The following is an 11,339-nucleotide window of genomic DNA, read 5'->3' on the forward strand; positions in this document are numbered from 1 at the left end:
TACTTTAACGTTATGTACCTAATTATCCCCGAGCAGATAATGTCTAATCAATATTAAATGGTAAAAAATCTTACTTGCTTAGTTTTATTTCTTACTTCATTAGCATTTTACGGGCAAGTTGGAATTAAATCCCCTATTTACTACGGGCAGAATAAAACAAGGTCTTTTGTTGTCAAAAAAATTGATAATGTTATAATTCCCGATGGTATTTTAAATGAGCCAATTTGGGAAACTGCGAATAGTGCCGATAATTTTTGGCAATATTTCCCTTTAGATTCTGTACAAGCCAAACAGCAGACTGAAATTAAAATGCTTTATGACGATAAAAACCTTTATATCGGAATTATCGTTTATGCTGAGGGCAAGGATTATTCAATTCAATCGCTAAAAAGGGATTTCAGGGCAGGAAACAGTGATAATATTACTTTGCTTTTTGACACATTCAATGATAACAATAATGCTTTCTTATTTGGTATAAATCCGTATGGAGTTCAAAGAGAAGGACTAGTATCCGGAGGTGGTATAGATCGAAGAGGGTTTACAATTTCCTGGGATGTAAAGTGGCAAGGTAATTCTAAGATTTATGATTCCTGGTATACTTCGGAAATGGTAATACCCCTTACATCATTTAAATTTAAAGAAGGAGAAACAAAATGGAGGTTTAATAGTTATCGCTTTGATAACCAGTCCAACGAAACAACTACCTGGGCGAATATTCCTCAAAACCAAAATATATTCGGTTTAGGTTTTATGGGCGAAATGGTTTTTGAGAAACCACTCGGTAAATCAAGAACCCCAATGGCACTTATCCCTTACGTAAATGGCAGCGCTCTTAAAGATTTTGAAGAAGACAACACAACTAACAAACTATCTGTTGGTGGGGATGCCAAAATTTCTATAGGTAATAGCATGAATCTGGATATTACTGTAAATCCCGATTTTTCTCAGGTGGAGGTAGATGACCAGGTTACGAATCTCAGTCGTTTTGAAATTTCACTACCAGAAAAAAGGCAGTTCTTTATAGATAATAATGACCTGTTCGGAAGTTTTGGTGATTCCAGGGATGCAAATCCTTTTTTCTCAAGAAGGATTGGAATAGCAAATGATACCGCAGGTAATACTATTGAAAATAAGATTATAGGAGGTGTCAGATTAAGCGGGAAGCTAACCAAAGGCCTGCGATTGGGTTTTCTTAATATTCAAACTGCCGAGGATGAAGACAACGAGATTCCTTCGAATAACAATATGATGCTGGCCCTGCAACAAACAGTTTTTTCCAGGTCTAATATTGGCTTTTTCTTTATTAACCGCCAATCTTTTGAGGATTATGATTTTGTCTTGCCGGAGGACGAGTACAACCGGGTCCTGGGAATAGATTACAATCTTATTTCAAGGGATAACGTGTGGAACGGTAAGTTCTTTTTTCAAAAATCGTTTCAACCGGGAATTAAAGATAATGACATAGCTACAGGCGCACGTCTGGAATACAACTCCAGAAATTATAATATTTCTGGCAAATTGATTTATGTTGCAGAAGATTTCAGATCGGATTTAGGATTTGTCCGCCGCACGGATATCCTTAAAAGCTTCGTACAATTCGAACGGGTATTCTGGCCTAGAAATAGTTTTATACAAAATCACGCATTCCAAATCTTTCCCATAGCCCTTTGGAGTCCTAGCATGGATTTGAAAAATACAGACTATGATGTAAGAGGGCAATGGCAAGCAAGATTTAGAGATCAATCCAGATTTAGTGCTGAATTCTCACATAAGTATACTTTCTTAATAGATGATTTTGACCCGACTGGCTCTGATGACGGAATACCATTACCAGGAAATCAAGGCTATTATTACAACAGTGTTCAAGTTGAATTTAATTCGGACCGCAGGAAAATTTTCTCATATTCCCTTGAACCTACTATTGGCCGATTTTTTAATGGAAACCGCTTTTCTGTTCAAGGGGGAATGACTTTTCGCTTTCAGCCCAAAGTATTTCTTTCCATGTTTATGAGGTATGATAAAATTGAACTACCAGACCCTTACCCCAGTGCGGACATTTGGTTGATAAGTCCAAAAATTGAAGTTACATTCAGCAAATCAATATTCTGGTCAACTTTAATTCAATATAGCAATCAGAGGGATAATTTTGGTATAAATTCCAGATTGCAATGGCGCTTTGCTCCGCTTTCGGATCTATTTCTGGTGTATAATGATAATTATTTTGTGGATGGGTTTGCACCAAAGACCAGATCCATTAATCTGAAAATTACATATTGGTTGAATATTTAGGTTCATTTTTATAGTGAGCAGCCCCATGTAATTTCATTATATTTGAAGGCTTTTCACAATTAAATAATCTTCCATGAACCATTTACCACTAACTGATGACACCGTAATTTTTGGTTTATTATGTCTCTGTCTTGGATTTGTATTTTACACTTCTTCCATTAAAACCGGATTTTGGAAAAAATTCTACAGGGTTGTGCCAACACTGTTAATGTGCTACATGCTACCGGCAATTTTAACAAGCATAGGACTTATCTCAGAGGAAGATTCAAAACTATATTATATAGCTAGCAGATATCTCCTGCCTGCGGCATTAGTACTTATGACATTAAGTATAGATCTTAAGGCGATATTGAACCTTGGTTCTAAAGCACTTATTATGTTCTTAACGGGAACTGCAGGAATTATCATTGGTGGTCCTATCGCTATCTTAATAGTCTCAATATTTTCTCCTGAAACGGTTGGAGGGAACGATTTTGATGCGGTATGGAGAGGTTTAGCAACAATTGCCGGAAGCTGGATTGGGGGTGGTGCGAACCAGGCAGCTATGCTCGAAGTCTTTTCTTATAACCCTAAGAAATTTGGGGATATGGTATTGGTAGATATCGTAGTTGCAAACATTTGGATGGCTATAATTCTTCTTGGTATCGGTAAGTCTGCAAGAATTGACAAGTGGTTAAAATCAGATACCTCTTCAATTGAAACTCTCAAGACAAAAGTTTCAGAATACACAGCAAAAATTACCAGGGTAACAACACTTAATGACTACATAATTATGTTGAGTTTGTCATTTACAGCAGTTGGGATTGCTCATTTTTGTGGGTTCCATTTTTCAGAATTTCTACAGGACAATTTTGAAGTCATACGGAATAAAGAAAAAGCCCTTTCCTCTTTGGGTTCAAAATTTTTATGGATGGTCGTTTTTGCTACGACTGTGGGCATAATCCTTTCCTTCACAAAAGCCAAAAATTACGAAGGTGCGGGAGCAAGTAAAATAGGTGGGTTATTTATCTATATCCTTGTAGCTACCATTGGAATGAAAATGGATTTGGGAAGCCTTTTAGACAAACCGGGTTTAATAGCGGTAGGTCTAATTTGGATTTCAATACATGCCGGATTGTTGATTTTTGTGGCAAAAATTATTAAGGCTCCTTATTTTTTCCTTGCTGTAGGAAGTCAGGCAAATGTAGGTGGAGCGGCATCAGCGCCTATCGTCGCGGCAGAGTTTCATCCTTCACTTACCTCTGTAGGTATTTTGCTTGCTGTTTTAGGTTACGTTATAGGCACCGCCGGTGCATATATATGTGCTTTACTTATGGAAATTGCTTCAAAAGTTTAAATTTCCAATAAACTTTATTGATATTTGCCGCAGAATTAAAATACTATGAGGAACCTGATAATTACTATACTTAGCTGTGCCGTAATAATTTCTTGCGGACCTAAGGATACTGAAAATACAATGACAGTTACCGGTAATGTAAAAGGATTAAAAAAAGGCACACTTTATCTTCAGCATATACCAGATACAACTCTGGTAGTAATAGATTCTCTAAAGGTTGAGGGTGATGGTAACTTCACTTTTAAAACCGAAGTTGAAAGTCCTGAGATTTTCTATTTATACCTTGCTAAAAAAGACAATAATGATATAAATGACAGGATTACTTTTTTTGGCGAGCCAGGAATAATTACAATTAACACCAATTGGAACACTTTCGATACCAAGGCTAAAATTGAAGGCTCTAAAACACATAAAAAACTTGAGGAATACAGGAAAGTGATGTCTCGTTTTAACACCACGAATCTCGAAATTATGAGAGCTGTCTACGATCCTGAAACTCCTAAAGATTCCCTAACTCAGGATTCCTTACAAAAAGCAAGTGACCAGAACATTAGAAGAGGTTATCTCTATGCTTTAAACTTTGCGCTTAACAATAAAGAATCTCATATTGCGCCATATATAGCCTTAAAAGAGGTGCCAGATGCCAACAAAATTTACCTGGATTCTATTAATAATTCACTTAGTCCTGAAGTAGCTAAAGGTAAATATGGTAGTGCTCTGCAAGAATATCTGGAAAAGGTAGAAAATAAATAATACGAAAGTTAAATACCTAAGGTAATTTATTGAGTTTATCTACGAGGGCTCTGGCTTTTTCTTCCAGTTCTTTACGCACACCCTTTAGATGTTCCTTCCTGTTTTCAATGTCTTTTTTGTTAACTTTTGAAATTAATTCATCAAAAGTTTTAATTGCACCATCAATAATTTCAGACCCCTCTTTGGAGCCTTGTTTATCATTGGAAGCCTCAACAATGTAAACTGCTTCAATAATATCTCCCAGTACGTAATTTATATCTTTTTTTAATTCTCTGATATTTGCCATTGCTCTATAATTTTGTGTAAAAGTACGCTATTTCAAACAGTAATTTCCAGAAGTTTTGCTTGTTCAGAATTCAAAAGAATATGGCTACTACTAGCAGGTACTAAAACGGTCTCGCCTTTTTTAATCAAGATCGATCCAAAATCGTTTTCTATTAAAACATCACCATCAATACACATGTATATGGTAAAGCAATCCCGATCTGATACATCAAAACGGATATTTTGATTTAAGCTGATAAAATTGGTTTTAAAATAAGGGCAATTTACCATGGGGTTAGCAGCGTTCATTTTCTGCTCATAGCTAACTTTAAAATCGTCTTTTTTGGCATAATCAATAGCATCAAGCGACAATTCTGTATGTAATTCTCTTGGATTTCCATCTGCATCTTTTCTGTTATAGTCATACACCCTATAGGTTTGGTCAGAAGTTTGCTGTATTTCCGCTATCAGTACCCCTGCACCTATGGCGTGTATTTTACCTGCATTTATAAAGTAGGTGTCCCCTTCGCTAACACTCTCATAGTTTAATAAGTCTGTTAGCGAATTATTCTTCAGGCTTTCTGTATAGATTTCCTCCGTAACATCTTCATTAAAGCCAATTATCAACTCGGCATCTTCATCAGAATCCATTACGTACCACATTTCAGTTTTTCCGAAAGAATTGTGACGCTTTCTTGCTAGTTCATCATTAGGATGTAACTGAATGGAGAGGTCTTTCTGTGCATCAATGAATTTAATGAGGATAGGGAACTCCTTACCAAATCGTTCTAAAACACTTTTCCCGAGAATAGCTTCAGGAAATTCGTCAATTAGATTTGTTAGGGAAGTTCCTTTATGAGGACCATTGGCAACGATTGAAACGTCTCCGTTTACGCCGGATATTTCCCAACTCTCCCCAACCAGATCACTTTCCAGTTCTTTGCCTAAAATGGTACCCAGTTTTGTTCCTCCCCAAAGACGTTCTTTAAGAATAGGGTAAAATTTAATCGGATATAAGTTCATTTCAATTTCTTCAACGTATTTAAAGCCTTTTTCATGTGTAATGAGGCATTAATACTATTAAAGGCCATCAATATCACACCTTCCTTGCTTACTACATAAGTTTCCCTGCCCGGAAGTAAATTAAACAACTTGCTCTCTACTTTGAACAAACTTTGTACTTTCTTTTGCCTATCGGCCAAAAGTTTAAATGGCAGCTTATATTTTGATGCAAATCTACGATGTGTATTTTCAGAATCGGAACTTATGCCGATGACTGTTGCTCCAAGTTCGGTGAATTCCTCATAACTGTCCCTGAATGAACATACTTCTAATGTGCACCCAGGGGTGTAATCCTTAGGATAAAAAAAAATTACAAAAGGTTTCTTGCCTACTATATCATTGCTGTTGAATAGCTTACCGTCCTGATCGGGCAATGAAAATTGCGGTATGACTTGTCCCACCTTCAGACCCATGATCTATCCATTGTAGGTGACAAAATTACGAGGAGTTTCATAAAGAACAACTTCGAGTTCCTTATTTGAATCTATATGCGGAAGTAATTTATTGTAGATAACTATAACAATATTTTCCGCAGTTGGATTTAACGTCTTAAATTCAGGAACTTCAACATTTAAATTCTTATGATCCAAAGCATCTTCTATCTCAGACTTGATCAAATCCTTCAGAATTTTCATGTCTATTACGAAACCGGTCTCGGGATCAATCTCCCCTGTCACGCTAACTACTAATTCATAGTTGTGTCCATGATAATTGGGATTATTACATTTACCAAAAACCAGATTATTCTTAGCATCATCCCAATCTTTTCGATATAAACGGTGGGCTGCATTAAAATGAGCCTTTCTACTGACTTTTACTTTCATACTATCTGGTGATTCTCTACAAGGTGATCATAAAACTTTTCAAATATTATTTTGAACCAAACTGTATACGATTCCGGATTATCTGAAATATCTTTTTTGATATTTTCTGGACTCATCCATTTCCAATCGGCCACTTCGTCCTGGTTAATATTTGGTGGATCATCATAATAACCTATCATCACATGGTCGAGCTCATGCTCGGTTAAACCGTTGTCAAATGGCGCTTTATAAATAAACCAGAAAAGTTCCTTTAAATCGGTTTTAAAACCCATTTCTTCCTGTAATCTCCTTTTTCCGGCCTCCAAACTGGTTTCACCCTGGCGTTGATGACTACAACAGGTATTTGTCCACAATGAAGGAGAATGATATTTATGTTCAGCCCTTTGCTGTAGCATAGTCTCACCATTTTTATTCATAATAAAAACAGAAAAAGCCCTATGCAGTACAGCTTTTTCATGTGCTTCCATTTTTGGCATTATACCAATCTCTTCATCCAATTGATTTACGAGAATAACATTTTCCTCTTTTTTATTTCCCATCCAGCAAAAATAGCACCTTTATGCCATATTCTGGGTTAAGAGGATCAAAAAAGTTGATTAAGTAAGTTAGCTTAAGCTGAGATAGTTCTAAAAGAAGCGCGGAGATTTTAGGTTTCCTTTTACTTTTATGAATTCATATCGCAAAATTATTTCGAAAGAACCATTGTTAAAGGCAGCCTGTCCCAATTCTGTAATTTCCCTGTCATATGCCAGGCCGAGTAGAAATGAAGGTGAAATCTGAAAACCTACCAATCCGCTGAATGCAGCGTCCCATCTGTAAGCGAGCCCCATTATGAATTTATCATTGTACATAAAGTTAGCTGATAAATCAACTCCTAAGGGTGCACCCTGTGTGGCTTTAAGAAGTAAAGCAGGTTTAAATTTCCAAAATGCACTCATATCAAAAACATAACCTGTGATGAGATATAAATTCATTTGTTCCTTGGCTGTTGATAGAGAAGATTCATCAAAATGGGAGGTTTCCAAAAATCTGGGAACCGATAAACCTGCATAAAACCTTTCTGTATGATAATAAACTCCTGCACCTATATTCGGTGAGAACCTGTTTGTAATATCCTGCTGTAATGTTGGATCGGGTCCTCCGGGGTTTGTTACATCCTGGTTTAACTCAGAAAACCTGATATCTAACAAACTTGCGCTTGCTTTTAATCCAAAACTTAAACGAGATTCCTCTGCCAGTTGCAGGGTGTACGAAAAGTCAATATCAAAAAAAGTTTCAGATGTAGGTCCTATTTGGTCGTTTACTACAGATACTCCAAGACCAACCCCTCTATAGCCCAAGGGTGTATGCATATTGAAAGTTTGCGTTTTTGGTGCTCCATCCAAACCTACCCATTGTGAACGATATAAGCCTGCAATACTCATATGCCCACGAGAACCTGCGTATGCCGGATTAACACTCACCGTGTTATACATATATTGAGTATACTGTGCATCTTGTTGCGCATGAAGATGTCCGGCTAATAGAAAAACCAGAAGGCCATATATAATTTTCAGGCTTCTCTGCAAATAACTTTTTTGTTTTAACTGTAGCATTGGTCTATCTATTAATGTATATATATCCGGACAGCGATTTCTGTACACCATCATCATTCACATAATCAAGGATATAGAAATATGTACCCACCGGTAACTTGTTATCCACATCCACCGTTGCTCTTCCTTGAGATGTGCCATCAAAGACATTACCCTGGGTGTTATAAGCATTTGTGGTATAAACCTGTACACCCCATCTATTGTAAATGCGAATTGTATTATCGGGGAAATCTTCTAATCCTCTAATACTTAAAACATCATGAACACCGTCTCCATTAGGGGTTACCACATTGAATACCTCAATGTCCTCTTCACTGGCATTAGGTTCTAAATAATCCGGTGTACCATCTGCATCCATATCATCATTAGCAAAATTTCCATCACCGTTGGTATCTTCAGATGCGGTAGGTATAAGGTCGTCATCGTCATCTGTATCCCTATAGTCAGATTCAGAATCACCATCTGTATTTGGCAACATATCATACGGATCATCAATTTCATCATTTACATCGTCATCTATAGTTGTATAACCTTCATAGCCGTCATCAAGGCCATCATTATCCTTGTCAGATCCAATAAATACCACATCAGGTATACCATCTCTGTCCATATCATGTCCCTCAATACTATCCGGAACATTGTCATCATCACTATCGGTATCAACATAATCCGGCAGACCATCACCATCTGTATCCACAGGTAGAATTCCTAATCCACCACCATTTTCATATACATCATCCAAACCATTACTATTGGCATCTATACCGCTCGGTGCAGTATATCCTGCCGTGGTTTGCGCTTCTACATTGTCCGGAATACCATCATCGTCACTATCTATATCCAGATAATCTGCTATACCATCACCATCGGTATCTGTTGGATTTGTAGTAGGATCATTATCTCCATCTAAGTTTAAATCTTCAAAACTGTCTACTATTCCATCATTGTCTGTATCAAGATCTACTCCAACCGGGTTTACAAGGATGGTAACTGTGGTGGTACTGCAATTGGATAAACTATCGCATAATGTATACGTAAAGCTATCTGTCCCAACAAAACCAGGATTAGGAGTATATGTGATGATATCATCCGAAGGATCTCCGGGGGTTCCGTTATTATTGATTACAGCTGTGCCATCAGACGGACTAGTAATCGTAAGTGTTCCGATCGTAGGTATATCGTTGTCATTTAATAAAACATCTATATCTACAGCTATATCTTCTATTGTGGCTATTGAATCCGGCAATGCATCTACAATAGGCAGTACATCTACTGTAACAGTTGCTGTACTGCAATCTCCTGTAGTATTGCATACTGTATAGTCAAAAGAGTCAGGCCCGTTATAATCCGGATTTGGTATATATGTAACAATATCATCTGTTGGATCATTAGGGGTACCATTGCCATTAATAGTAACAGTTCCATTTGCTGGGTTGGTTGTTGTCAGAGTTCCTATAGTTGGCAGATCACTGTCATTGGCATAAATTGGAACAAAGACGGAAGTATCTTCATCAAGCGTAATAAAGTCGTCGACTAAGGTAGCAGCTTGCTGCAAACAAACCACCGTAAAACCCGGAAGATCAATTGAATTACCGGCTTTACTAATTGTGGCTACATAACGTACCACCGAAGTTGTCGATGTAACTACCGGCTGTAACTGATTACCGCCAACAGCAGGGTTCCAGCTTACCGTAGCACTACCACTGACATTTGCGGTAATGTCCAGGGTAACCTGATTATCCGGAGCTGTACAATCTGTTAATATAAAATATCCTGTAGCATTAGAACCGCATAACGTACCATCATAAGTGGCAAAATATACTCCCGGTGTACTCGTCTCATAAAAGAAATCGGTACTTAATACTGTGGAGGTATCAGAAGCTTCATACCATCTATAATTACTTTCGTCACCGCCGTTAGGTGCCTGAAGTAAAAATTGAGCATTGGATGCACTAATCCCCAGTAATGTAAATACAGTACTGAGGACTAGAAAATAATATCTGTTTGCAGTTTTCAAACCCATTAGGGACTTTATGTCTTATTATTTAACAACAAATACAACGTTGATTAAAGAATTGTAATCTGCAGGTTGTCCAATGATATCATATGTCAGGACGCCACTTGCATTGATACTCATATTGGCAAATACCGCAGGATCTGCATAGGTTACATAATAATATAAATCAGTTGCTGCATATGTTGGGACGGCCGCGGGAGCTCCTGCGCTCGCTGCGGTTGGCGTTCCAAACTGGGCTATATATTGTGCGTAAAGGTCTACCGTATATCCTACACCATTTGTAGAGGCATCTACCGCTATTGAAGGTGGATAAAATATACGTGCTGCTTTAGAGGTAATAGGTGCTATGTCCTGTATTACATCCTCCACTGTTGCTTCTGTATTCCCATCTCCATCAACATCAACAGGGACATCAGAATTTACTTCAGAAGCTGTTTGATCGTCTGTACCTAAACTCGAAAGAGGTACTGACAAAGTTCCATCACTATCGGTGATCTCAAGGTTCCCTGCATTTACTGCAAAGGCTGTGTTTATTTCATTGGTTACACTTCCGTCTACTTCCGTAGCAGTGATCTTTATTTCATTGGTCACACTTCCGTCTACTTCCGTAGCAGTGATCACATAAGGATCTGATGTGGTTCCTGTGCCGGTTACCACATTGATACCTGCTCCTGTTACTACCGTTTCCGAACCGTCGGCTACAAGACCTGATAAGTCGACCGTAAGGTCACTACCATTCTCTATTCCCACAGTCAATACATTGGTGGCTGCATTGAGCGTTAATACATCGATATTCTGATCATCCGTGCCTAAACTTGCAAGTGGTACAGAAAGCGTTCCATTGCTATCTGTAATCTCCAGGTCTGTGCCGTTTACTGCAAAGGCCGTGTTTATCTCATTGGTTACACTTCCGTCTACTTCCGTAGCAGTGATCACATAAGGATCTGCTGTAGTTCCTGTGCCGGTTACCACATTAATCCCTGCCCCGGTTACTACCGTTTCCGAACCGTCGGATACAAGACCTGATAAGTCGACCGTAAGGTCACTACCGTTTTCGATACCTACCGTTAATATGTTGGTGGCTGCATTGAGCGTTAATACATCGATATTCTGATCGTCTGTGCCAAGTGAAGCTAAAGGCACCGAAAGCGTTCCATTGCTATCTGTAATCTCCAGGTCTGTGCCGTTTACTGCAAAGG

At 38.0% G+C, this 11,339-nt stretch carries 11 protein-coding genes; 3 read left to right on the top strand and 8 right to left on the bottom strand.

What is annotated here, in order from left to right:
* The first annotated feature begins 57 nt into the window (after positions 1-57).
* The 3 genes from Q0X89_RS06035 (at position 58) to Q0X89_RS06045 (ending at position 4,378) form a co-directional block, all read left to right on the top strand.
* Positions 58-2,289 carry a DUF5916 domain-containing protein gene (locus Q0X89_RS06035; RefSeq protein ID WP_297692143.1) on the top strand — a complete coding sequence of 744 codons (2,232 nt, stop codon included), beginning with the start codon at positions 58-60 and terminating at the stop codon, positions 2,287-2,289.
* 73 nt (positions 2,290-2,362) lie between these two features.
* Complete coding sequence (locus Q0X89_RS06040; RefSeq protein WP_297692145.1) at positions 2,363-3,625, top strand: DUF819 family protein; 1,263 nt, start codon at positions 2,363-2,365, stop codon at positions 3,623-3,625.
* A gap of 45 nt (positions 3,626-3,670) precedes the next feature.
* Positions 3,671-4,378, top strand: coding sequence for a DUF4369 domain-containing protein (locus Q0X89_RS06045; protein WP_297692147.1), 708 nt, complete (start codon positions 3,671-3,673; stop codon positions 4,376-4,378).
* A 16-nt stretch (positions 4,379-4,394) separates the two neighbouring features.
* Here the strand turns inward: Q0X89_RS06045 and Q0X89_RS06050 are convergent, their stop codons facing one another.
* From Q0X89_RS06050 to Q0X89_RS06085, 8 genes are all read right to left on the bottom strand, one after another.
* Positions 4,395-4,664 (bottom strand): hypothetical protein, encoded by a 270-nt coding sequence (locus Q0X89_RS06050; RefSeq protein WP_297692148.1) that lies wholly within the window; start codon positions 4,662-4,664, stop codon positions 4,395-4,397.
* A 32-nt stretch (positions 4,665-4,696) separates the two neighbouring features.
* Entirely contained in the window at positions 4,697-5,665 is a 969-nt protein-coding gene (locus Q0X89_RS06055) for a type I phosphomannose isomerase catalytic subunit (RefSeq protein WP_297692149.1), read from the bottom strand.
* Positions 5,662-6,117, bottom strand: a complete 456-nt coding sequence (locus tag Q0X89_RS06060) for a peroxiredoxin (protein WP_297692150.1) — start codon at positions 6,115-6,117, stop codon at positions 5,662-5,664. Before Q0X89_RS06060 ends, Q0X89_RS06055 begins: the two co-directional genes overlap by 4 nt.
* 3 nt (positions 6,118-6,120) lie before the next feature.
* The gene (locus tag Q0X89_RS06065; protein WP_297692151.1) at positions 6,121-6,528 is read right to left on the bottom strand and encodes a 6-carboxytetrahydropterin synthase; all 408 of its coding nucleotides are present in this window, start codon (positions 6,526-6,528) and stop codon (positions 6,121-6,123) included.
* Positions 6,525-7,067, bottom strand: coding sequence for an isopentenyl-diphosphate Delta-isomerase (gene idi, locus Q0X89_RS06070; RefSeq protein WP_297692152.1), 543 nt, complete (start codon positions 7,065-7,067; stop codon positions 6,525-6,527). Before idi ends, Q0X89_RS06065 begins: the two co-directional genes overlap by 4 nt.
* An 87-nt stretch (positions 7,068-7,154) precedes the next feature.
* Positions 7,155-8,123, bottom strand: a complete 969-nt coding sequence (locus tag Q0X89_RS06075) for a type IX secretion system membrane protein PorP/SprF (RefSeq protein ID WP_297692153.1) — start codon at positions 8,121-8,123, stop codon at positions 7,155-7,157.
* Between the two features lie 4 nt (positions 8,124-8,127).
* Entirely contained in the window at positions 8,128-10,146 is a 2,019-nt protein-coding gene (locus tag Q0X89_RS06080; RefSeq protein WP_297692154.1) for a gliding motility-associated C-terminal domain-containing protein, read from the bottom strand.
* An 18-nt stretch (positions 10,147-10,164) separates the two neighbouring features.
* A partial coding sequence (locus Q0X89_RS06085; RefSeq protein ID WP_297692155.1) for a hypothetical protein occupies positions 10,165-11,339 on the bottom strand: 1,175 nt, incomplete at its 5' end.

It is taken from the genome of uncultured Eudoraea sp., assembly GCF_947258525.1.
Classification (GTDB): Bacteria; Bacteroidota; Bacteroidia; order Flavobacteriales; family Flavobacteriaceae; genus Eudoraea.

What these genes read in the sequence shown, in the direction of transcription:
- Q0X89_RS06050 (WP_297692148.1), bottom strand. Translation starts at nt 4,664, where the DNA reads ATGGCAAATATCAGAGAATTAAAAAAAGATATAAATTACGTACTGGGA.
- Q0X89_RS06080 (WP_297692154.1), bottom strand. Translation starts at nt 10,146, where the DNA reads ATGGGTTTGAAAACTGCAAACAGATATTATTTTCTAGTCCTCAGTACT.
- Q0X89_RS06060 (WP_297692150.1), bottom strand. Translation starts at nt 6,117, where the DNA reads ATGGGTCTGAAGGTGGGACAAGTCATACCGCAATTTTCATTGCCCGAT.
- Q0X89_RS06035 (WP_297692143.1), top strand. Translation starts at nt 58, where the DNA reads ATGGTAAAAAATCTTACTTGCTTAGTTTTATTTCTTACTTCATTAGCA.
- idi (WP_297692152.1), bottom strand. Translation starts at nt 7,067, where the DNA reads ATGGGAAATAAAAAAGAGGAAAATGTTATTCTCGTAAATCAATTGGAT.
- Q0X89_RS06045 (WP_297692147.1), top strand. Translation starts at nt 3,671, where the DNA reads ATGAGGAACCTGATAATTACTATACTTAGCTGTGCCGTAATAATTTCT.
- Q0X89_RS06075 (WP_297692153.1), bottom strand. Translation starts at nt 8,123, where the DNA reads ATGCTACAGTTAAAACAAAAAAGTTATTTGCAGAGAAGCCTGAAAATT.
- Q0X89_RS06065 (WP_297692151.1), bottom strand. Translation starts at nt 6,528, where the DNA reads ATGAAAGTAAAAGTCAGTAGAAAGGCTCATTTTAATGCAGCCCACCGT.
- Q0X89_RS06055 (WP_297692149.1), bottom strand. Translation starts at nt 5,665, where the DNA reads ATGAACTTATATCCGATTAAATTTTACCCTATTCTTAAAGAACGTCTT.
- Q0X89_RS06040 (WP_297692145.1), top strand. Translation starts at nt 2,363, where the DNA reads ATGAACCATTTACCACTAACTGATGACACCGTAATTTTTGGTTTATTA.